Source organism: Acidithiobacillus ferrivorans, from assembly GCF_016250455.1.
GTDB classification, from domain to species: domain Bacteria; phylum Pseudomonadota; class Gammaproteobacteria; order Acidithiobacillales; family Acidithiobacillaceae; genus Acidithiobacillus; species Acidithiobacillus ferrivorans.
Window position 1 is genome coordinate 141,899 of sequence record NZ_CP059488.1, and the last position, 22,115, is coordinate 164,013.

Below are 22,115 nucleotides of genomic sequence, written 5' to 3' on the forward strand. Positions count from 1 at the left end.
TTATGGGATGTTAAGGCGCCGGCTGCCCGTATCCTGCCAGGGCAGCTTCATCCCGTTGAATCCTTGATGGCATAGATACAGTCTATTATTGCTGTTTCATGTGACTCTTGACGTGTTTGCCTTCTTTGGTCTTCATGTTGCCTTTGGAACAATTTCCTTCCTGGGAGCCCTTGCCCATCTTCTGGGAGCAGTTGCCTTCGCTTTTGGTGGCGGTGCTCATGGCGACGGGCTGTGCAGTCGCCATGCGCATGGTCGCAGCGTCTGCCGAAGTGGCCAGCAAAGGGAGCGTGCCGAGGGTCACGGCAAAAGCAGAGCCAAGGGCGAACGAACGGGCAAAATTAGCTTGTTTCATGGCTATTTCCTCTAAGTCGGAGTTGGCGGTGATGGATGATAACCCAAGACGCGGTCCGCCAGGGCGGCGCCGCCACGATCTGTTACCTGAGCGTAGTATGTAGAGGTCGTTCAGCTCTTGCAAGGATTCCCCTTCGCGCTGAAGAATTGATCCCGGAGATGTGCAATGAATGACTCGGTAGTGGCTCTCTGACGCAGGCTCAGTAAGGGCGTTCGCGCGCTGCGGGCTGATCTTTGAAGCGGCGATGCACCCACCAGTATTGTTCTGGGGCTTTGCGAATGGCGGTTTCCATGCAGGCATTCATGACGGAGGCGTCGGCCACGGCGTCGCCGCTGGGAAAAGTGTCAGGCAGCGGCACAAATTCAATTCTGAACCCCGACCCTTGCGGCAAACGATAGGCAAACATGCCGAAAACGGGCACGCGGTCACGCGCCGCCAGCCGCCCCAGCACCGGGGTCGTGCACGCGGGATACCCAAAAAATGGCGCAAACACTCCCTCTCGCGGATCAACATTCTGGTCGGTGAGGATGCCGATGATTTCCTTTTTTTTGAGGATTCGGAATAAGGGGCGGATGCCACGCTCCTTGTTGAGCTGGCGTGCCCCGCTGCGTTCGCGACAGTGCCGCATCAGGGCATCCATGCAGGGATTGCGTAACGCCCGGTACATACCGGTAATCGGCCAGCGCTGTCCGGTGTAGAGGACGGCTGCCTCCCAGGGGCCGAGGTGCGCGGTGAACAGAATGACCCCATGCCCCAGCGTGAGGGCGTGATCGACGGCCTCCGCGCCTTCCACCGTGCGCACCATATCTAGTGCCCCAGGTAAGTGTCGCGCCCATATCGGTCCTAATTCCAGAGCGGTGCGCCCGAGTTCACAAAAATTTTGTCGGCGTAATTGCTGACGTCTGGCGAGCGACCAGTCAGGAAAAGCAATCGCCAGATTGATGTCCACCACCCTGCGTATCTTGGGGAGTGCTACCATGGCGATCAGCCCCAACCCGCCGCCGCAACGTGAACGCCATGTATCCGGCCACCGGGCGGTCCACTGCAATAACCACTTTACGGTGAACGTGCCCAGTCGCTGCCCTCGCGTTCCTGTATCATCCTGCATCTTCGTCATGGGGCGCGTTTCCAGTGCCGCGTCGTAGTCACTAATTGGTTCATCCTGGCAACCCGTTTATGGAGAGCGGTAGCTGCGACGCCACCGGGTGAAAGTGGCAAAAGTCGACAAGAAGCATAGGCGGACGTAGCGCAAAACAAAAGGTCGTGACGGCGCGCCCCCCCAGGTTGGATCGTCAGCCAGCAATACGGCATACTTACAAGCAAGTGCATCATCGGCTATCCGGCGAAAACCTGATCCAGTGATCAACACACATTTATAGTCTGCAGAGAGGTGCCCTGGCCATGATTCGTCTGCGACTCTCCCTGGCCTTAAGTTATGAAGTGAATGAACCGGGCAGCAACTTCATTTTTAACATCCATGCCGCGCATACCAACCGACAAGTAGTGGTCGATGAGTCGCTGGTGGTCAATCAGCAGATGCCGCTGACCGTAGAGACCGATCCAACGACCGGCAACCGTTACCTGCGGCTGAGTGCTGCTACGGGGCCCCTGCAAATCTTTTATACGGCATCTGTTGATCTGACCCATTATATGGCTGCACCGGAACAGATCGCCGAGGTTCCGGTAGCGCGACTGCCGGCACAGGTATTAGGTTACATTTACCCCAGTCGCTACTGTCAGTCTGACCGCCTCTATCGGCTGGCGATGCGTGAGTTTGGTCAGCGGCAGCAGGGCTATGGCCGGGTTCAGGCGATTCGTGACTGGGTGGCGCAGCGGATTACTTACGCCAAAAACATCTCGGATTCCAACAGTTCCGCCATCGACACCCTGATCGAGACAGCGGGTGTTTGTCGTGATTTTGCCCATTTGATGATTGCGCTTTGCCGTGCCAGCAATATACCTGCCCGCTTTACGACGGGCATCAATTATGGGGTGGATCCCGCCTATGGCCCCCTGGATTTTCATGCTTATGTCGAAGTGTATTTAGTCGGTGGATGGTATTTGTTCGACCCTTCGGGAACCGCGATTCCCATGGGGCTGGTACGTTTTGGCACGGGACGCGACGCCGCCGACGTCGCCTTCGCGACGATTTTTGGAGAGGTGGGCTCTTCCCCGCCAGTGATAAATATTGAGGCCATAGCCGGTGCTGATGGCCTTCTCGTGATGCCGCAACTGGTGCGTTCAGCCCTCTCGACGGATGGTTAGCACCAAGGATCCCCATGATTGAATCGTTGCTCTTAACCACGGCCCGCGTGTCGACATTTGATATTGATCGACTGCTCACCCGCGCCAGTGGTTTCTTTTTCGCCCGAGATACACGACTATTTTTCGTCACCAGCCGACATGTGGTCGCGGACAAACCCAGCAAACACTTCCCGAACCGTATTGAGATTGAACTCCATACGGATGCCGAGAATTTAACCTGCGCAACCGTTTTGTCGGTTTATCTTTACCGCGATGGCAAAAGCCTCTGGCGCCAGGGCAAAGACAGTGGGGGAGAGATTGATGTGGCGGTCATTGAAATCGATCGCAGTGATTTACCGGAGTCGGTGGTGATCCAGTGCTTTACGCCGACGCATTTGCAAAGCTCATTCCAGGAAATCGAAGTGGGTAGCTTATTGCTGGTGGTTGGCTTTCCGCTGGGCTTTCATGACACGCTACATCATCTGCCGGTGGTCCGGCAGGCAGTCATTGCTTCTTCCTTCGGTCTGCGCTTTCAGGGGCAAGGGTATTTCCTCACGGACGCACGGACACACCGTGGCAGCAGCGGCGCACCTGTGGTGCTGCGCTGTACAGAGGGTGATCAGGTCCTACCGTGGAAGCTGCTGGGTGTGCATTCCGCGCGTATCGATATGGGGGGGCGGGATACCGAAGTCGATGAATCGTTGGGCCTCAATTGCACCTGGTATGCCGATATCCTGCTGACGCTGACGGCGTAAGTGCATCGCGTCCCTTCCACACCACGGATGTCGGGCTTAATCCCCCGTCCGCTAACGAGGGCTCGTTTGTCCTGGGGCGCCGTTTACAAATCCCCCCAATCCGGATCGGCCCGGTGGAAGCTGTCCTCCTGGTACTGATAGCGCCGTTCCCAGGGGCGCAGAGTTAATGCTTCTTTGGTCTGTTTGATCGCCAGTACCTGATGCAGAGCCGACCAATTGCGCCAGAAGGCATAGGCGCAGCCCGCCATGTAGATGGCCCAGATGCGATAGCGCTTGTCCCCGACCATGGCGACGGCTTCTGCTTTGCGTGCTTCCAGGCGTTGCACCCAATGGATGAGGGTCTGGGCGTAGTGGGGGCGCAGGTTTTCTACATCCAGAACCTCCAGATCCTGTCCCGCCATTTCCCATACCAGGCGCCACAAATGAGGGATCTCGCCGTCGGGGAAGACGTATTTATCCATGAAATCGCTGCCGGAATGATGCCCGTCTTCGTCATCCTGCTGGCCGGCGGTGATGCCATGATTCATCACCCAGCCGCCTTCCCTGAGCACCCGGTTGATCACCTGGAAATACTCGCCTAGCTTGGCGCGGCCGACGTGCTCAAACATCCCTATCGAAGAGACTTTATCGAAATAATCCCGTTCGGGAATGTCGCGGTAATCCTGCAGGCGAATTTCTACGCGATCGGCCAAGCCCTCGCATTTTATGTGTTCTTTGGCGTAGGCAAACTGCTGCTCGCTGAGGGTGACACCCACGCCCTGAATCCCGTAATGCGTTGCGGCCCAAGTCAGCAGGCCACCCCAACCGCAGCCGATATCGAGGAGCTTTTCGCCGGGCTGCAAATGGAGTTTGCGGCAAACATGATCCAGCTTCTGCTCCTGCGCGGTGTCGATATCTTCGGTGCCGGTTTTGAAATAGCCACAGGAGTAGACCATGTTGTGGTCAAGCCAGAGCTTGTAAAAATCATTGGAGACATCGTAGTGGTACTGAACCGCCTCGGCATCCTGAGATTTGCTGTGGGTGGCGTGATGTTTACGAAAAATGCCACCTTTGGGCTTTTTGGCGGGGAAGACATCGCCCAATCCTTCTGCTACCGCAAGAATATCCTGATAGCGACCATCAAGGCCGATGGTGCCTTCCACATACCCCTCGCCGATCACATCCAGCGCGCTGCCCATGAGCAGGCGCGAGAGGACCTTGGCGGAACGCAGATGCATAGTGACGAGGGGCTGCTCGTCGAAGGTGTATTCATGGCCATCCCAGAAAAGGACGCGCAGCGGCAACGGCTTTCCCTTGAGGCCTTTTTTAATGTGGTCCAAGAAGCTAGTGCGTAGATCTTTCACGTTGAGACTCCCGTTCTTGCAAAATGGATGGCAGAAACACTCAAGTTATATGCGCAAATATCCGCCTTGGGTTGAGTATAGGACACCCTTGGTCATTCAAATTCCCGTCAAGGTCAGCAATCGCAATCCGCTTCCCAGCGCAGAATATGGCCTGGTGGCACCAATTCCCGCAGGTGCGGCAGCACGGCATCCACGGTCTCTGGCTCATCAAAAAACTCCAACACCAGCGGCAGGTGCACATTCAGGCGCAGTATATCGTCGGCATGCACGACCCCTTTGCTGCCAAAGCCCGCGATACCGCGAAAGGCGGTAACGCCATGCACCTTGTACTGATCGTGGAGCATGCGGAAGATTTCCTCCATGAGATTATGTCCGTCATGTTTATCGCCTTCTTTAATATAAATACGCACTACAGATACCGTAGTCATGCTTCACCTCTCAGATGCTGCGGGAAACCCAGGCCCCGACAAAAGCGGCACCGACGCACAGAAACAGCGATGTAAACATATAGAGCAGGCCCTTGATGGCTTCACCATTCTCAAAAAGCACCAGCGTTTCGAGGGAGAATGTCGAAAAGGTGGTGTAAGCACCCAGTCCGCCGGTGAGTATTCCGGTGCGTAATTCCGGGCTTACCGAAATACGTTCCAAGGTCTCAAAAAACAGGAAGCCCATGATAAAACAGCCCAGCACATTGATGCTCAGGGTTGCCCAGGGAAAACCGCGGCCGAACACCGTCTGCACCAGCAAGGTCTGTCCATAACGCGCCCAGGCACCGAGTACGGCAAACAGCGCAATGAAGCCGAAAGTGGCAAACATTTTTACTCCTTTCTATTACAAATAAAAGACGCTGCCCAGAATGACGATCAACAGTATCCCGATATAAGCGAGATAGGCGTTGAGTGAGCCATTTTGCAAGGTCAGACCAATCCGGTCGCTGAGATTCTGCACCAGGCGTACTGCCGGGCGAAACAACCAGGGTCCAAAGACGGGGGCCTGACTGTAATTGAAGTGCACCTCATGAACGAAATAATGGCGGTCCGTATGGCTTTTTTCGGTATTGGTGCTGGGCCGGTACACAAAGCTATAAAATTCCCGCAGTGCATTGGAAAAAGCCAGCGCAGTCACCGCATTGTCCGCCGGTATCCGGCGCAGGCCGTGACCCCATACGGGTACCCGGCGGCGGCCGTGACTGTGCTGGCTCCAGCCCAGCAAACCCAGGGGAATCAGTGCCAGTAATACTCCCATGAGCAGCAACAAAGGGGGCGAAATAAAGGCGAAATGAGGAGTCAATGGCACCAGTATCGGGCCGCGCACCATGGCGGCCACAGCGGGGAACGGCGGGCCAGCCGTCCCGGACCAGTGCCGCTAATGTCCAGGGCAGCGCCACGGCATAGGCCAGCACCAAAAGACCCAGACCCAGAAGCGGCCAGCGGCCCGTGACTTCGGTCGGGTTTTCCTCCCGTCCCAGCAGGCCGATGCCGAAGACTTTGACCATGGTCGCCAGGGCAATGGCAGCGGTCAGGGCCAGGCCAGCACCGCTCAGCGCCAGCGCTACCCGGGCGGCAGAAGAAGTCAGATGGAAATCCTGAAACACGGTTTGAAAGAGGTACCATTCGCTGGCAAAACCCGCCATGGGCGGCATGGCGGCGAGACTCATGGCCCCGAACAGGGCGCCGATGCCTAAAGTCCAAGGGGCGAGGGCCAGTACCCGGCTCTGCGCGATCTGATAGTTGCCGCGCACCGCCGCCACCCGATCGGCGCTGAGCATCATGGCACCCTTGGCCAGACTATGGCCGCCGAGATGAATCAGGCCTACCGTCCAGGCCAGAGTCGTCAGCATGGACAGGCCGTCGGCCCGGAACAGGGAGGCGGCACCCAGCGCGACCACCGCCAGCCCCGCATTTTCCGCCGTAGAAAATGCCAGCAGGCGTCGCCAGTCTTCCTGTTGAAAGGCGTAGAGAATAGCGAGGATGGCGGATACCGTCCCCAGGGCCACCAGCAGAATGCCCACACCGGTGGCGGCGCTGACCGGCAACCAGTCGAGCATGGCCCGTCCCAGGGCGAAATACGCGACGTTCAGCACAATGCCGGAAAGCAGTGCCCCCGAAGCACCACTGCCACTCCCGTAAGCACCCGGATACCATTCGTAAAAGGGCAGGATGCCGAGCTTGGCGCCGAAGCCGATGATAAACAGCACCGCCACTCCGAAGGCCGCCGTGCCATAAGTGGACCAGCTCGCTGCCCAGACGGCAAACTGCGTATCGCTCGCGCCGAGCAGCACCAGGCAGAGCAACAACGCCACCGCGCCGATTTCCAACAGGGCCAGCATATAGAGACTGGCCTGCCCGCCGCGTTGAGTTTCCTGCAGGCCATCGGCGAGGAGCATGATCGCGCCGCCGAAACTCAAAAACTCCCAGGCCATCAGAAAAGAGACACCCTCCTGCAAACCGGCAACGCCGAGACTGCCCAGCAGGGCAACGGCCGCGCCGGCCATCCAGATGGCGGGATTTTGGGCGCGACTGGGGGAGAGAAAGGCCGCCAGCGCCGCCAATCCACCCCAGAGCAACAGCCAGGCCGCAGCGGGCTGGAGCTGCCAGGTCACGGCAATATCGCCCAGCGGCCACAGCGCCCCGGTCGCCGAACCGTCTGGCAGGCAGGAGGCGCTGCCAATCAGTATCGCCAGTGTACCCACAATCAGGGTGATCCGCGCCAGCCAGCCCTGCCGCAGCACACCGAGGGCAATGGTCAGAACCAGGAGCAGAGCTGCGATGCAAAAACTATCCAGCACCATAATGGCCTCCCTGAACCCGTTGCGGCATCCGTTCCAGCAGCAGGAGCAGCGCATGAATCAGTGCCGCGGGATTGGGCGGGCAGCCCGGTAGCCAGACGTCTACCGGCAGCACATCCTCCAATCCCGATCCACCCGCGTAGCCCCCGTCCATGGGCGCGCCGGAGACCGCGCAAGTACCGGTTGCCAGCACCATGCGGGGTTCCGGCATCGCCTCCCAGGTGGCCAGCAGTGGTGCATGCATGGGCGCCGTCACCGGGCCCGTCACCATCAGCAAATCCGCAAAGCGTGGCGAGGGTGTAAAGAAGATACCCAGACGGTGCAGGTTATAAAAAGGGTTGTCGAGGGCGCTGATTTCGGATTCGCAGCCATTGCAGGAGCCCGCATCCACATGACGAATGTGCAGGCTGCGGCGCAGGCTTCGTGCCACCCCCTTGCCCAGTTGCTGTCCTTCGGGGCCATTCAGTGCCGCAGCCCAGATCAGGTCTTCGCGTCGCCGCACGCCGAAGGCCCAGTCATAGGAGCTGGTCATCGCCCCTTCCGGGCAATCCTCCACGCAACGCTGACAGACGATGCAGCGCCCATAATCAACCGCCACGGTGTCCTTGACGACGGCGATAGCGCCCGTGGGGCAGGCGGCGGCGCAAGTGTTGCAGTCGCTGCGACAGGCGGTGGGGTCCCAGCGCGGCATGCCCAGCACGCCCTCCTGCCCGTCGGGACCGTGCTGCGGCCAGTGGGTGGCGGCTTTACCCGCTTTTAATCCTGTCCAGGTCCATACCGGCATTTTGTCCTCCTAACGGTCGCAACCGGCGGTGGTGAGGCCGAAACTGGCCTCATTGATGGCGTAGTCCATCATGTTGGTGCCATGCACCGTGAGCGGGAACACCCGCCAGTTGGAAAATGAGGGGGATTTGATCTTCACCCGTTCGAGACGGCCATCGCGGATCCGTACGCTGTAATACAGCGAGCCGCGCGGCGTTTCCGCCCAGCCCAGGCCTTCCTGTTGTCCCTGCGGCGCGGTGTATTCGGCGCGCACCGGACCCGCCTTGAGGTGTCCGGAGGCCTGCATCAGCAGAGCGATAGCCTCGCGCAGGGATTCCGCGCGAACCTCGCTGCGGGCCATGGCGTCGCCCTTTTCGCGCACCGGCACATTAAAGCGCAGGTGGCTGTAGGCGGCGTAGGGATGGTCGCGGCGCAGGTCCCGGTCGAGGCCGGAGGCGCGCGCCACCGGTCCCGTCGCCCCCTGATCAAAGGCGGCTTCCTTCGATAAAATTCCGGTGCCCATCAGGCGGTCCAGATGGCTGGCAGTTTGGTGCAAGCGGGTCAGATACGCTTCGCCCTCGTCGATGATGTTTTCCAGTGCGCTCGCCAGGTGCTCCGCCTGGAGGTCGTGGCGCAACCCGCCTATGGTCAGCAGGCTGCGCAGGAAGCGCGACCCGGTCAGTTGTCCGGCAAGCTGTTTCACGCGCTCCTCCAGCAGAAAGCCCGTCGCCGAGCCCACTTTCAGCGTCGTCGTCTTGGCCAGCAGACCAAAATAGTGGAAGTGATTGTAGAGGCGCTCCAGTTCCGCGAGGATCACCCGCAGCAGTTGTGCCCGCGCGGGTACTTCGATACCCCAGGCGGACTCCACGGCCTGACAATAGGCCAGGGCATGGCCGACACTGCCGACGCCCGACACGCGCTCCGCCAGAAAAACGGCCGCCTCGACACGCTGTCCGGCAAAGCGTGCTTCCATCCCACGATGTTTGAAAAACAGCCGGGGATGGTAGTGGAGGATGGCCTCGCCGATGTAAGAGAAGTGAAATTCCCCCGTCTCCACCACATCGGCCCGTATTGGCCCCCAATAGAGGTCTTGTACCTGATCTCCCCGCACTTCCGGCATGGTGGGCGGTGCATACGCACCGCTGAGGTGGCCTTCCGGCCCCTCCCGCCCCAGCGGCGGGCGCGGCAGCGAAAATCCTTCGTGGATCACCAGGGGATAGGGCTCTGGATGCCCCGTAAAGCGCAGACCACCGAGATCCTGCATCTCCCGCTCATACCAGCCGAGCAGAGGCACGATGGCCGCCAGGGACGGCAAGGTTTCGTCCGTACGCAACTCCAATAGCAGAAAAGGTACCCGGTTGCCTTGGCTGATCAGATAGCGCACGACACAGACACCCTCCTCCCAATCATGCCAGGCCATCTGAAAGCGCATCCCGGCGGCTATGCAGTCGGTGGCGACCGCCGTGAGCTCCGCTGCCGATATCTGGCGCCGTTCGCAATCGTTATAGGTCATGGCCGCACTCATGGTTGCGCCCGAAAAGCCTGCTGAAAGAAATGCCACAGCCCTTCCGGCCACCACAGTCCAAGCACCAGAATCGGTACAAAGGCGAGCCACATGGGCAGGGTATTCCAGACGGACAGCTTCAGGGTCGGCTCCGCACCGGGCGCCGGTTCCGGTCCCCAGATCATGCGCCGGAAGTGGTTCATGAAGGCGACGAAAATGAGGATCAGCAATATCGCCATCACCCACACCGCCCAGGGGTTGGGGCTCAGTATACCACCACGCAGGATGGTGATTTCCGAGAGAAAAAGCCCGAAAGGCGGTGCTCCGGTAATGGCCACCGCCCCCAGCAGCCAGAGCGCGCCACTGACCGGGTAATAACGCAATACCCGTCGCATCTGGCTCATGGACTTGGTGCCATAGGCGCGCATCATGTTGCCAGCACCGAAAAACATCATGGATTTGGTCAGGGAATGGTTGATCATGTGATACATGGCCCCGGCGAAGGCCAGGGGGCCGCCGAAACCAAAGCCGATGGCCAGCACTCCCATGTGTTCCAGGGAGGAATAGGCGAGCATGCGCTTGGCGCCATCCTGCCGGACGATGAACATTCCGGCGACGAAGAGGGAAATGACGCCCAGCACCAGCAGTGCCGTATGCCCCATCACTCCATAACCACCGCTGTCGACGATGGACAGAAACCGGTAGATGCCGAGCAGGGCGATATTCAGCAGTGCCCCGGAAAGCATGGCGGAAACCGGCGCCGGGCCTTCGCTGTGGGCATCGGGCAGCCAGGTATGCATGGGTGCTAGACCCATCTTGGTGCCGAAGCCCACCAGGGTGAGCAGAAAGGCGAGAAAGAGCAGCGTCTCCGGCACATGCGGCGCCACTTCCCGCAAATTAGCCCAGGTCAGGGCATAGGTCGGCCCCAGGGTGAAGGTCCCGCCCCAGTAGAAGAGAATGATGCCGAGCAGCGCCAATGCCAGACCCGCAGAAACGATGATCAGATATTTCCACGCCGCCTCGATACACTCCGCCTCCCGCTCGAAACCCACCAGAAAGGCGCTGACGATGGTAGTGAAGTCGATGGCAATCCAGAAGATGCCGGGATTGTTCATTAGTGGCGCGATCAGCATGGTCAACGCAAAGCCGGCCTGTAAGGCATAATATTTGTGGAGACGGGGCTTTTCCTCGGGAAGCAGGCGCATATAGCCGATGGCATAGAGAGACGCCAGCAGGTAGACCAGCCCAACGCAGAGCAGCACCCAGGCCCCCAGCGGCGTCAGCAGAATATAGCCTGCACCGGTCACCAGTGCCTTGCCGGGCAGGGCTACCAGAATGGCCAGAGTCAGGCCAAAAACGGCCACCGATGACGTCAGATTCAGATACTCCGCCCAGCGCGGGCGGCGTATGGCCATGATCAGCACAATAGCTACCGCGGGCACAATCCACAGGGCAGCAATGAGCGCCGTAAAATCCATCTCAGCCCACCAGCTTTTGCAGGCCGCGGCTGCTGGTCGTCCCGGCGTGGGCCTGCAGGAAACGCACCAGCATCCCGAAGGCCATGACAATGGTCATCAGGTCGAAGATGATCACCAGTTCCAGGAGCACCGGCATGCCGGGCACGAGAATCTGTGAGCCCAGAAAAATACCATTTTCAATCACCAGCAGCCCCAAAATATGGCTGATGGCCTCGGAGCGCAGGATCATCATCAAAAAGCCGATGAGCTTGAGGCTGAACATGCAGGTCAGGGCCAGCACCGCAATGTTGTCGGTCAGGTGCAGCGCCACCCCCAGCTGTCGCGCGACCTCGTAGGAGAAAATCACCAGCGCCGCGCCAAGGACCATGCTGGAGGAAGGTTTGAGCAGCGGGGTGAACTCGCGTTGGATATCCAGTCGGTTGACCAGACGTAGCACCAGGTAGGGCAGGATGGTTCCGCGAAAAAGCGCTGTCAGAACGGCGATGAGGTAGAGTTCGGGATAATGCCCGTAATAGCCGATAGCGGCGGAAATGGCCGCGATAGTCCAGGATTCTGCCGCAAAAGCATAAACATGATTCTTCAGCCAATGAGATGCCAGCATCACAAAGGACAGCACCAGCGCCAGAATCGCCAGCAGACTGAACAGGGACGTAGCCAGGGGACCGAGATGAAAGATCAGCATCGCACCCTCCTAAAGCTGGTCAGCCACGATGGCCAGCACGGCAAAGAGAAAAGACAGCGCCAGCGGCTCCTGATAACGATAGAAGCGTAGTCGCGACTGCAGCGTATCCACGGCCACCATCACCAGCCCCACCGCGCCATATTTGGCCAGTATGATAAGCAACGCCAGCAGCACTGAACCCAGACTGCCCGTCGTGGACAATCCCCACGGAAAGAAAAAGACATTGAGGAAAATGGTGTAGAGTAAAAACTGCTTCATCCAGCCCGCCCATTTGAGCAGGGCCAGCAATGGCCCGGAATACTCCAGAATTCGCGCCTCGTCGATCATGTAAATTTCGTAAGGGATGGTGGAGTGGATGGGCAGGCGGTCCGTTTCCACCGTCAGCAGGATGAAAAAAGCGAAGATCAGAAAAATATGCGCCGGGCTCCAGTAGGCTGCCGGATGCTGTGCCAGCAGGTGATTGGCGACGAAAGGCAGCATGGAGTGATCGAGAAAGGTGATACCCACAAAGACCAGGATCAGGGTCGGCTCGGCGAGGATGGCGAGCATAACCGCCCGGCTGGAACCCAGTCCACCAAAGGGCTGACCCGTATCCAGCCCGGCCAGCAGGATGAAAAAGCCACCGAGGGTCAGAATCAGGCCGCCGCCGAGGATATCGCCCATGTCCGAGAGCGGCAGGGGGAAATTGGTCAGCACCGGAATCAGCATCGGCACGATGAGCATAGCGGTAAAAGCCACCACCGGCGCCCAGAAAAACACCCAGGATGCGGATTCCGGTATCAGCAGGGTTTTGTGAAATAGTTTCCAGAGATCCCGATAGGGCTGGAATATGGACGGCCCCTGTCCGCGCTGAACGCGCTCTTCCATGGTGACCATGAAGCCGTGCAAAAGCGGTGACAACAAAAGCACCGTCAAGACTTGTCCACACTGCAGGACGATATCGCCGAACATGTCTTCCCCTTTATATGGTTTCCATGACGCTCCACGGCCCGACCTTGCGATCAGGATCAGTAGCAGTCATTAGCCTATAAAGGCGGTTATCGGGTGGACTCCATCACCACATGTTTTATTTATGGTAGTTTGGCGCGTTATGGAGGTCAAGATGTTTCCTGCCGTGCGCTGATGCGGAGGAGCGCGATATCCGTGTGATTGTAGATTTCGTATCGTATCATGATGGTTTGCTGCTGATAGGCGGCGGGCACTGCGGCGCGAACGGCAGGTATATCACTGGCCGGACAAACCAGATAAAGAGGCTCCGGGCCGAGGACCGCAGGTAACTCCGTCAATGCCCGCAGATGCCGGATGGGCATGTTGCCGCGCCCGGCATAAAACAGAAAATTCGGCTGAAACCACTGCCAGGAGGCGAGCCGGTAGGGCTGCGGGCCCTGCAGGGCAGCAATGCGTTGCCCCATCGCCCGTGCGGGTTTCACGGCGTTAATGGGCGGGGTGATGACGAAAACCAGCAGTGCCGCCAGCGCCACACTGCCGCCAGCCAGGGTGACTCCAGCCTGCGGCCAGCGTTGCCGCCGGAGCAGCACGAGGGCGACCGCTGCTGCCAGCATATAAGGTATCCCGATCTCCACCATGCCCGGTAGCTGCGGCTCGCGCAAAGGCACCACCCAGGCGGCGAAGACACTCAGTGCCAGCCCGATGAGAAACAGCACCCCGAGAGAGGCCGCCATTCCCCAGCGCGCGGGCTGCGTGGCGGCAACGCGGACTTTCTCAAAATAAGCGGCCAGCAGAATGAAGAGCGGCGGGTAGGCTTCCCAGACATAATTGGGGAGCTTGGTTGCAGACAGGGTAAAAAAGCCGATCCACGCCGTCGCCCAGACCAGCAGAAAAAGCGTCTTCGGCTGGCTGCGTAAAAAGTGCTGGCGGGAAAGCCAGATATCCCGAAAAACCTGCGGTAAAAAGATCGACCAGGGCAGCATCCCGAGAAAAGTGCTGATCGGATAATACACCCAGGGGCCGCGGTGCCCCTGCATGCTGTCATCAAAGCGACCGATATTCTGCTTGAAGATGAAGGCGCGATCCCAGGCCCAGTGGGTTTCGACGCCCACGGCAAGATACCAGGGCAGCATAATAAGCAGAAAAAGCGGTATCCCCCAGTCCAGCCGACCTTCCCGCCAGAGAAAGGACAGCTCCCGGCGCAGCAACAAAAACAGCACGATAATCAGGCCCGGTAGCAGGAAGCCGATGGGGCCTTTATCCAGGGTGGCGAAGGCCATGGCGGCATAGGTGATGAGCAGTTCGCGGCTGCGGATATCCGGGAACAGGTATCCGCGCAGATAACTCAGCAGGGCAATGGTGACCGTCAGGATGAGGAGGGGGTCCGGTGTGGCGCCGCGGAAAATCACCGTGCTGTGCAGCGCCGTGGCCGTCAGCAGGCCGCCGATCAACGCAATATTTTCACCATACAGACGCCGCAGGGCCATGATCAGATAGAGGATCAGCAAGGCCCCGACGACAGCGGAACCCATCCGTAAACCCCAGGAGTTCAAGCCCAGCACCTTGACGCCGGTCCACATGAGCCAGTAATTGAGTGCGGGTTTGTCAGGCATCAGCCGCGCATTGAAGGTCGGGACCACCAGATTGTGCTGGGCAATCTGGTCCTTCAGCGACTGGGCATAGATGGGTTCGTCGATGTTCCAAAGACTGGTATTGCCAATGCCACAGCCGAAGAACAGCAGTGCCAGCAGAAAAATCGTGAATGCCTTCAGTCCAAAGAATCGGCTGGCGGCACTATTCCGGGAGAACATGATCAGCTCCCGGTGGGGTTACACTGGCTTCGTATAAGTCGCTAAGCATCGCGATACTTCATACCGTATGTGGATTTGTCCGGCAATAATCATCGCCAATGACATTAATGATGGGTACCCAGGGTTTTGTTTCAGATGGATGTGAAGTACCTCAAATCTCGCGTACCGTGCCGCTGTGCTACTCGGCGAGCGCTTCTCCCAGCAACCCGCCCAGTCTAACCTGTTGTCGCATTGACCTCAATCTGCGTATCCCAGGTCGCCGCGTCAAATTCAGCGAACCCACGCCAGAATGCCGCGAGGTCGGCAGAGGGCAAGCTCTGAACGGCCTTGTTCAACCGTATTTAGTAGAAAAAGTTTTGCACGCGTTATTCAGCGTTGGTGGTCTCCCGCGCATCCGCGGGCTGAGGTGAGGAGCGCGTGCAGAAGGCTTGTTTCGGCTTCCCGCATCAAATCTTGCCCACCATACGCTTGCAGCGTATGATAACTACATGGTCATCGTCGAGTCACCCGTATTCACCAAAGCCATCGTGGCCATCCTCGATGATGAGGGATACCGAGCCATGCAAAATGCATTGGTAGAGAACCCCGCATTGGGCGTGGTGATTCCCCATGGCGGTGGTCTACGCAAGGTGCGGTGGGGAGTCGAAGGCAGGGGAAAGCGTGGAGGGATTCGCGTGATCTACTACTGGTGGACGGGCAAGGGTCAGATCTAACGCAGGAGCAAATCCGTCAGCTAGGAAAGCTCGTTGAGCAGGAGTTACATCATGGATGAGCAAGGATTTGACGAACTGCTGGATAGTGTGCGCTGGATGGGCCGTCATATGCGCGGCGAGGATGATAACGGGCGGACGACCCGCATTCCGGATCCTGATGTGAAGGCTATCCGTGAAACCACAGGGCTTTCTCAGTCGCAGTTCGCCCTGATGATCGGGGTCAAGCTCAAGACCTTGCAGAATTGGGAGCAGAAGCGGGTACGTCCGGCAGGGCCAGCTAGGGCGCTTTTGCAGATCGTGGCTGTGGATCCCCATGCGGCGATTCGTGCCCTGCACGGCCACGCGGCATAAACAGGGATCTCAAAGCATTATTGGCGGGTTAAGTGATGGCATTGACCATAGCTTGCAACGAAACAAGGATTGCTCGCTTGCGAAATGATTCGGCTGGGGTGTCATACACAAAACACCAGGGGTAGAAAAAATCTCGCACGCATTATTTAGCGCTGGGGGTCTCCCGCGCATCTGCGGGCTGATAGGTGGTGTACCAGTGGTCTTCCAGGATCACCTTCAGGAGCTGCTGGGTGCTTTGCGCCCAGGTGAGGTAGGGCATGTCGGCGGAGCGAGGGGCTTGGCCCTCGGCGTGGAGCTGGAGCCAGTGGCGGAGGCTGTCGGCCAAGGCGGCGCTATCGCTGTTGGGGAAGTAAAAGGCGAAATCGCCCGCCACCTCATGAAAAACCGGGATATCGCGGGCGATGACGGGCAGGCCGTAATGGGCCGCTTCGATGAGCGGCAGACCGAAGCCTTCGGCGAAGGAGGCGGCCAGTAAGGCCGTCGATTGGGCGTAAAGCTGCATGAGCAGGGCATCGCTGGCCTTTTCCAGCCAGAACAGTTGCTTGTTGCGCTGGGGATGGCGGCGCAGACGGCGGACCAGGTCGTGGCTGCGCCAGCCTTCCTTCCCGACGATGACGAGATTGATGTCCGTGCCCTCTTTCCAGAGCATTTCCAGCGCATCGAGTGCCGGGGCGTGGCCTTTGCGCGCTTCTACGGTGCCGACCATGAGGAGGGTGGGTCGCTCGCGTAGTTGCGTCAGCAACATTGCCTCATTCGCGTTTACGCCTTCAGTGGGTTTACTGGCCTCCAGGTTCGCACCAAGTTGGAAATAGCCTATGGGCAGAGGCGCCTGCCGCGCATCGGGGTGTTGCTGCAACCAATTTTTTACTTCGTCAGCAACAGAGCGGGAGTCGCAGACGATGGCGTCGGCCACCGTCATCACGCCAGCGAGCCAGTCGGTGAAGGCGAGGTTGTAGGCTCTAGGGAAAAGCCATGGATCACTCAGGCCAATGATATCGTAGATAGTAAACACAATCCGTAATCCGCGCTGTTGCAGGGCCGATAATGCCGGAAAGGGATAGTCTAGGTACAGGTCAGGGCAAAAAAACACATCTCCTGCCTGAAGGAGCACCAGAGATTCTTCAGGATCGGTGGGTTCCTTGCCCATTAGGATGTTGCGAAATTTTCGTGCATACCAAAGTTGGCCTGTCCCATCGGCATAAACTGGTTCTACAACATAGCGTGAAGGTGGATGGCGCAGGAGTTCTTGTAAGATGCTGCGCACGACTCGGTGCACGCCGGTATGTACATCACGCAATATCAGGCCCGATATGTCTACCAATAGTTGATGTTCTTCGGGAATAAAACTTGGTTGCGTCCGATGGCTTTCTGCCAAGAGTGGTGCGTGGCGGGTACGAAGGGTATATTTTTTAAATAAATAAACCCATACTCGTACCTCTTCTTCCAGTGCTGGAAATAGGCGCAACATGTTGCGAGCGATGGCAATGACATTCGGGTTTGCCAATAAAGCGCGCATCCATGATTTTATGACAGTTTTCATTGACCTTTTAGGCGAGGGCGAATGGTTGGAGGTTTTCATGGCAACCTTTAGCGTTGGATTGTAGCGTGGTCGGTATGGGAAAAACCGTTCGATAAACCAGAGTCTTAAGCCAAGTGGGTGTTATTTTCCGTGTTGCGATCTCCCACCTATGATCCGCCTTCATGAAACCCCTCCCCAGCCGCGCTGGTAATGGCATTGCAGTTTTTGAGACGGAGCAAATTATTTAGATATTTTGTGCGATATATTTTCTGTGGATTTCTGGTTATTAATTTTTATTAAATAATTATCTATTCTGAATTGTTTGTTGGTGGTTACAATGTTATACAGTTGGTTGCAAACAAGGCCATGGATAATTGCCGTTATTTATTCATAACTGTATCTTATTTAATTGTTAACTAATGGTTTTTCATGTTGCCAGGAAGTGGGTATTTGTAGCTTTCTCCGAGTCTTGAGAAAATCCCATCATATGCAGCATTGTACATAGTGGTGATCGCATGGGGTTTTCCTTGAAAGATGCTTACTGAGCCTAAAACAATAAAAAATATTAGTCCGTTAAACAAAAATAAAAATTTATTTTTGCATACCTGATGGAAAGTAAACCAAATCTGGTTCCTCATGAAATAGTAAAATCGATATGACGGAACAGACAACCATGCCGTCATGCCAAATTTTCCATGAGATCTCTCTTCCCAATCATCTATGTCGTTGATGGTAGCTCTGCATATAAGCTGGATGGGATAGCCATGATGAACCATCCGCCAAGTATATTCTGAATCGTCAACATACAGGCACAATTCTGCCTTCGGCAGGCCAATGGTGTTGACTAATGATTTGTGGAAAAACAGCCCCCCATAGGGCGCGGTCCATACGTTTATATCTGTGCACTTTGCGCTGAGTTGTTTGGGATCGCTTGAAAATAATAATTTTATTATTTTCCTGGGAATGTCAATAATATGGATTCCTAAAAAATAATTTGATTTTTTCTCAAAAAAATGTTGGGTTGCAGATGCATTAAGGTTGGCAATCATCCTGGGTCTAGCAGCCAAGGCAATAAAGTATTCAGAGTCAGATTGGTTGGTGGCGTGTAATAATTCCTTCAGACAATCAGCATTAGGCAGATTGTCGTCATCCAGGAGCCAGATGACCTCGCCGTCGGTCTCTATCGCTCGCGCAATACCTGCAGAGAAACCCCCTGCGGATCCCACATTACCGTCCATATTGAGGACGATCACTTTAGATTCCAGCGTGCTAGCCAAAGCATCCACATTCCAGGATGCACCGTTATTAACGACGATGATCTTGCCCACTTCTTGTGCGAGTGTTGCCCGCAGTACCGGTTCCAGCAAGTGTCGGCGGTCACCATAGGTAACCGTAACTACCGTCACCTGGCCGGGGTTAATTACGTTATCAGCATTCATCGCGATTATCCTAATGTTGGAATTCAGTCTGATGGCGGACGTGTGGCCGTCATCACGATGGCTTCACTTCGAGATGGGTTGGCCACAGCTCTGAGGTCTGCGATTAGGGCTTCGAGCCGCAGGGCCAAAGGTAGGGTGCTCGCTCTGTCATCGAAGGAATCCTCGCCACGGGAAAGACGCAGACTATTTTGGTAATATCCTGAAGCCTGCATTGGGCATGGCTTGTATTCTATATTTGCGAATCCCGTGTTGATCATTGCCTTTTCCATGCTATGGCCGGTAAAAAGTACGAGGTGGCGTGGCGGCTCCAGCCCCCGCCAGTCGGAGCCGAAACGTGCGTGGCCGAAACTCTCCAAGTTTGGCGTGGCGAGCCATATCGCCCCCCCCGGCTTGAGCACTCGGAACGCTTCCCGGAACGCCGCTAGAGGGTCGTGAACATGTTCAATCACATGGCTGATGGTCACGATATCGAAATGTCCGGAAGGTAGGCCGGTATCTGGAAAGGCGCCTTGGATGACGGTGGCCCCCGTCTTTTGGGCGGTTCCCACCGCCTTGGGGTCGAGATCAACGCCCCATGCGTCCCAACCCAGTTGCAAGGCTGTGCGCAGAAACTGACCGTTGCCACAGCCGATGTCCACCAAAATACCTGGCTTTTCGGTGGTGGGGAGATGGCGAACCCCTTCATCCACCCACCTCTTTTGGGGCAAGAGGGGAGTTATCCAGCGCCCCATCCCCCACGTTGGTCGAAGATGCATTTGATAACGGGCGTTCAGGTAGCCGTTTCGCAGCCTGCGTTTGAATAAGCCGAGTCGGCCTTTGGGAACATCATTTACCACCTCTTCATGCGTATAGTAAGCACTATACGCTATGGCAATGGTGGCTGGCGTCGGCCTGGGATCCAGGTAAGCGCACCCACACGTCGGGCAGCTATAGAGTGACCACTGTCCCGGCGCGCAGAAAAATACCTTGTCCGTCAAGCCTTCATATAACAGTGTTCGGTCCACTTCTCCGCAGATCGGACAGTTTTCCACTCGCTCCAAACCTTCTTTGGGCCAGGGCTGAAGTTGAATATTTTTATGGTCCATGAGTTTCCTGGGATGCCGATGATTCGACAGGGGGTCGCCGCAACAATAGGCGCTGCAAAAGGGCTATGCGCAGGTTTTGAGGAATGGTGGCAACGGACCATCCGGCGCTCGCGCCCGCCAGCACTACGCCAATTCCCATATATAGGACAGAATCATAAGGCAGTTCAAAAGCTGCGACGAAGGCTCCCGTGATGGGCAGGATACCCACCATGGCATGGCTCAAGGCGGAAAAGGTCTGCGCAGCCCAAAAAAGGAGCAGGGCATCCGCAAGGACGCGCAGATCCCACGCCAAAGCGGCACCTGATACGCCGAGTAAGTCTATAAACACCCACAGAATACCGATGTAGGGCAAAAGCTCCAAGACATGAAACTTGGCCGGTAGATCTGGGCGTCCCCTGCCCTGGAGGTAGGTAAAGGGAATAAAGGCCAGTGTATTGATCCAGATGCCGAGGAGCAGAATTTGTCCGACCGGGATTGCCTTTTCCGCCAGCGCTGTGCCTACCCAGAAGATCAGGAAGGGTTTGATGAGCAGCAGTCCAATCACCACTACCGGCGTCATGATGGCGGCTATTGATAACACACTCCGCGCCGCTAGGACTTTTGCCTCGTCAGAACCCACCATGGCGAATCGTGGGAATAAGGCGGTCTGCAGGCTGCTAGGCAGGATGGAGAGATACATGACGAGGTTATAGGGTACGGTGTAGGCGGTGACCGCCACCATACCCATTCTGGAACCAATGACGAAGCGGTCGAAAACGGTTAATAAGGGGCCGACCAATCCCGTGACGGTAACCCAGCCGCCGTAATGGAGCAATGGCTTTACTTCGTTGATGGCGAGATGAGGATGGGGCGATAGGGGTGTATAGCGATAGCTGAGGGCGAAAAGCAACAGAGCGCTAAAAAACCGCCCCACAATGGCGGCAAATATTAGGTAGGGTAATGTTATCCAGCCTGCATAGGCCACGCTTAATGGAAGCAACTGATAAAGTACTGTGCCAAAAATTTGTGCCCCGTTAAGAGCGAGGAACGCTTGTCGTCCTTCTAGGGCGCCCGCGAGCAACGAGATGATAATGGCAAGGGGCAGCGCGAGTGCCATCCACGGCATGGCATTTTCTGCTTCGTCACGTAAGGAACCGTTGATGTCGAAAACATGGGCAAATAGCCAATCTCCAACCAGATAGAGAATGATACCTCCAAAGATTCCGGTAATGGCACTAATTGCTAACCCTGTCCAAAAAACACCTTGGCGCTTTTCGATCGAAGCATCATGGAGGGCGGCGATACGATTGGCGACCGCTCGCCCGAACCCCATGTCGAACACACCGAAGTAACCCAAAAGCAGCCAAACTATAGCTAGTACACCGTAACGCGCCTCACCAATGAGGTGGAGATAGAGAGGCACAGTGATTAACAGCAGGATTGCTGGTATGGCAGCACCCGCCAAGTTGATCAGTGTAGAGTAGGCGATACGCGGACCGCGATGAATGTTTTCCGATGCCTCGCTGTCGGGTGTCGGCGCAGCGCGATCGGTCACACCGCCGCCTTGGGCAGCAGGCGGCTGGTGGTGTGAGCATGCGCCAGGATGACTTGTTCCGGAGTCTGGTTCATAGGGCCATGCTTGTTTCGTGGGAGACGGTAGTATCCTTTGACAATCTAGCGCGAAAGGGATCGCTCGTCGAGGCTGTAGAGGGCCACATTGCTATTATCTCTGGCTACAGGCTACAATTCCGTAAATTTTTGCGGGGGTTAAAAATATGCGTTCTGATCTTCTGAAGGTGGTTGTTGCTGTGGCCGGGGCACTGACGCTGGCGGGATGTGCGCACAACGTGGGGAGCGGGGCTCCGACTAACGCCGGAGCGGTGGCTCCCGCCCACTCTGCAGCCACGGCCGGTTATGCCGGTGAAGGCATCAATGGCCAGAACCTCAATGCCAATGGCCCCATCGGCGGGGGCAGCAGTGGTCTGACTGCCGCTGAATTGGCCGCCTTGCCGCAGCATTTGCGGGTGCATTTTGAGTTCAATAGTGGTTCTATGGATGCACAGGCCCAGCAGATTGCCACCCAGAATGCGCAGTTCATGGTCGCCCATCCCCATATCCAGGTCCGTCTGGAGGGGAATACCGATGATCGCGGTACCCAGGAGTACAATCTGGCCCTCGGTGAACAGCGCGCCGAGACCGTGAAACAGTTCCTGGAATCCCAGGGCGTCAGCACGGCGCGGGTCAGCACCGTTAGTTTTGGCAAGGACAATCCCTTGTGTACCACGAACGATTCTGCCTGCTGGGCAAAAAATCGTCGTGTGGACTTCGTTTACAGCGGTGGCTATAAGGGCTGAACGCCAAG

22 protein-coding genes and 1 riboswitch are annotated in these 22,115 nt (G+C 57.1%); of the genes, 5 read left to right on the forward strand and 17 right to left on the reverse strand.

Annotated elements, in window-relative coordinates:
• Positions 1-85: 85 nt before the first annotated feature.
• Positions 86-352: a hypothetical protein gene (locus tag H2515_RS00600; protein ID WP_198660664.1), complete on the reverse strand. Its 267-nt coding sequence runs from the start codon at positions 350-352 to the stop codon at positions 86-88.
• Positions 353-551: 199 nt separating this feature from the next.
• A complete protein-coding gene (locus H2515_RS00605; protein ID WP_198660665.1) occupies positions 552-1,469 on the reverse strand; it encodes a lysophospholipid acyltransferase family protein in 918 nt (305 codons plus the stop codon).
• A gap of 284 nt (positions 1,470-1,753) precedes the next feature.
• Between H2515_RS00605 and H2515_RS00610 the strand changes: the two genes are divergently transcribed.
• Positions 1,754-2,617 (forward strand): transglutaminase-like domain-containing protein, encoded by an 864-nt coding sequence (locus tag H2515_RS00610; RefSeq protein WP_198660666.1) that lies wholly within the window; start codon positions 1,754-1,756, stop codon positions 2,615-2,617.
• A 14-nt stretch (positions 2,618-2,631) separates the two neighbouring features.
• Positions 2,632-3,351, forward strand: a complete 720-nt coding sequence (locus tag H2515_RS00615) for a S1 family peptidase (RefSeq protein WP_065414216.1) — start codon at positions 2,632-2,634, stop codon at positions 3,349-3,351.
• Between the two features lie 83 nt (positions 3,352-3,434).
• On the opposite strand, the gene H2515_RS00620 is transcribed toward H2515_RS00615, so the two are convergent.
• From H2515_RS00620 to H2515_RS00665, 11 genes are all read right to left on the reverse strand, one after another.
• A complete protein-coding gene (locus tag H2515_RS00620) occupies positions 3,435-4,694 on the reverse strand; it encodes an SAM-dependent methyltransferase (RefSeq protein WP_198660667.1) in 1,260 nt (419 codons plus the stop codon).
• A 113-nt stretch (positions 4,695-4,807) separates the two neighbouring features.
• Positions 4,808-5,122 (reverse strand): DUF190 domain-containing protein, encoded by a 315-nt coding sequence (locus H2515_RS00625; protein ID WP_035194678.1) that lies wholly within the window; start codon positions 5,120-5,122, stop codon positions 4,808-4,810.
• Between the two features lie 10 nt (positions 5,123-5,132).
• Entirely contained in the window at positions 5,133-5,510 is a 378-nt protein-coding gene (crcB, locus tag H2515_RS00630; protein WP_035194680.1) for a fluoride efflux transporter CrcB, read from the reverse strand.
• Between the two features lie 15 nt (positions 5,511-5,525).
• Positions 5,526-5,771, reverse strand: coding sequence for a hypothetical protein (locus H2515_RS15920; protein WP_232821478.1), 246 nt, complete (start codon positions 5,769-5,771; stop codon positions 5,526-5,528).
• A gap of 4 nt (positions 5,772-5,775) precedes the next feature.
• Positions 5,776-7,485 (reverse strand): proton-conducting transporter transmembrane domain-containing protein, encoded by a 1,710-nt coding sequence (locus tag H2515_RS00635; protein ID WP_232821479.1) that lies wholly within the window; start codon positions 7,483-7,485, stop codon positions 5,776-5,778.
• The gene (locus H2515_RS00640; RefSeq protein ID WP_065414213.1) at positions 7,472-8,266 is read right to left on the reverse strand and encodes an NADH-quinone oxidoreductase subunit B family protein; all 795 of its coding nucleotides are present in this window, start codon (positions 8,264-8,266) and stop codon (positions 7,472-7,474) included. The genes H2515_RS00635 and H2515_RS00640 overlap by 14 nt, the downstream gene beginning before the upstream one ends.
• A gap of 9 nt (positions 8,267-8,275) precedes the next feature.
• The gene (locus H2515_RS00645; RefSeq protein WP_232821480.1) at positions 8,276-9,757 is read right to left on the reverse strand and encodes a hydrogenase large subunit; all 1,482 of its coding nucleotides are present in this window, start codon (positions 9,755-9,757) and stop codon (positions 8,276-8,278) included.
• Between the two features lie 8 nt (positions 9,758-9,765).
• Positions 9,766-11,226, reverse strand: coding sequence for a proton-conducting transporter transmembrane domain-containing protein (locus tag H2515_RS00650; RefSeq protein ID WP_071182737.1), 1,461 nt, complete (start codon positions 11,224-11,226; stop codon positions 9,766-9,768).
• Between the two features lies 1 nt (position 11,227).
• Complete coding sequence (locus H2515_RS00655) at positions 11,228-11,908, reverse strand: hydrogenase (RefSeq protein ID WP_065414210.1); 681 nt, start codon at positions 11,906-11,908, stop codon at positions 11,228-11,230.
• A gap of 9 nt (positions 11,909-11,917) precedes the next feature.
• On the reverse strand, positions 11,918-12,859 hold the full coding sequence (locus H2515_RS00660) for a respiratory chain complex I subunit 1 family protein (RefSeq protein ID WP_065414209.1): 942 nt from the start codon (positions 12,857-12,859) through the stop codon (positions 11,918-11,920).
• A gap of 53 nt (positions 12,860-12,912) precedes the next feature.
• Positions 12,913-12,976, reverse strand: a riboswitch (Fluoride riboswitch).
• A 29-nt stretch (positions 12,977-13,005) separates the two neighbouring features.
• Positions 13,006-14,667: an ArnT family glycosyltransferase gene (locus tag H2515_RS00665; RefSeq protein WP_071182738.1), complete on the reverse strand. Its 1,662-nt coding sequence runs from the start codon at positions 14,665-14,667 to the stop codon at positions 13,006-13,008.
• A gap of 428 nt (positions 14,668-15,095) precedes the next feature.
• Here H2515_RS00665 and H2515_RS00670 point away from each other — a divergent pair, with 428 nt between their 5' ends.
• Together H2515_RS00670 and H2515_RS00675 are read left to right on the forward strand one after the other, a co-directional pair.
• A complete protein-coding gene (locus H2515_RS00670) occupies positions 15,096-15,380 on the forward strand; it encodes a hypothetical protein (protein WP_087454999.1) in 285 nt (94 codons plus the stop codon).
• A 51-nt stretch (positions 15,381-15,431) separates the two neighbouring features.
• Positions 15,432-15,731, forward strand: a complete 300-nt coding sequence (locus tag H2515_RS00675) for a helix-turn-helix domain-containing protein (protein ID WP_071182739.1) — start codon at positions 15,432-15,434, stop codon at positions 15,729-15,731.
• A 142-nt stretch (positions 15,732-15,873) separates the two neighbouring features.
• On the opposite strand, the gene H2515_RS00680 is transcribed toward H2515_RS00675, so the two are convergent.
• The 4 genes from H2515_RS00680 to H2515_RS00695 form a co-directional block, all read right to left on the reverse strand.
• Positions 15,874-16,878: a glycosyltransferase family 4 protein gene (locus tag H2515_RS00680; protein WP_190277962.1), complete on the reverse strand. Its 1,005-nt coding sequence runs from the start codon at positions 16,876-16,878 to the stop codon at positions 15,874-15,876.
• A gap of 788 nt (positions 16,879-17,666) precedes the next feature.
• Positions 17,667-18,689 carry a glycosyltransferase gene (locus H2515_RS00685; protein ID WP_071182741.1) on the reverse strand — a complete coding sequence of 341 codons (1,023 nt, stop codon included), beginning with the start codon at positions 18,687-18,689 and terminating at the stop codon, positions 17,667-17,669.
• 23 nt (positions 18,690-18,712) lie between these two features.
• Complete coding sequence (locus H2515_RS00690; protein ID WP_071182742.1) at positions 18,713-19,774, reverse strand: class I SAM-dependent methyltransferase; 1,062 nt, start codon at positions 19,772-19,774, stop codon at positions 18,713-18,715.
• Entirely contained in the window at positions 19,764-21,308 is a 1,545-nt protein-coding gene (locus H2515_RS00695) for a flippase (protein ID WP_223306846.1), read from the reverse strand. Before H2515_RS00695 ends, H2515_RS00690 begins: the two co-directional genes overlap by 11 nt.
• A gap of 220 nt (positions 21,309-21,528) precedes the next feature.
• Here H2515_RS00695 and pal point away from each other — a divergent pair, with 220 nt between their 5' ends.
• Positions 21,529-22,107: a peptidoglycan-associated lipoprotein Pal gene (gene pal / locus H2515_RS00700; RefSeq protein ID WP_071182744.1), complete on the forward strand. Its 579-nt coding sequence runs from the start codon at positions 21,529-21,531 to the stop codon at positions 22,105-22,107.
• The last annotated feature ends 8 nt before the right edge of the window (positions 22,108-22,115 follow it).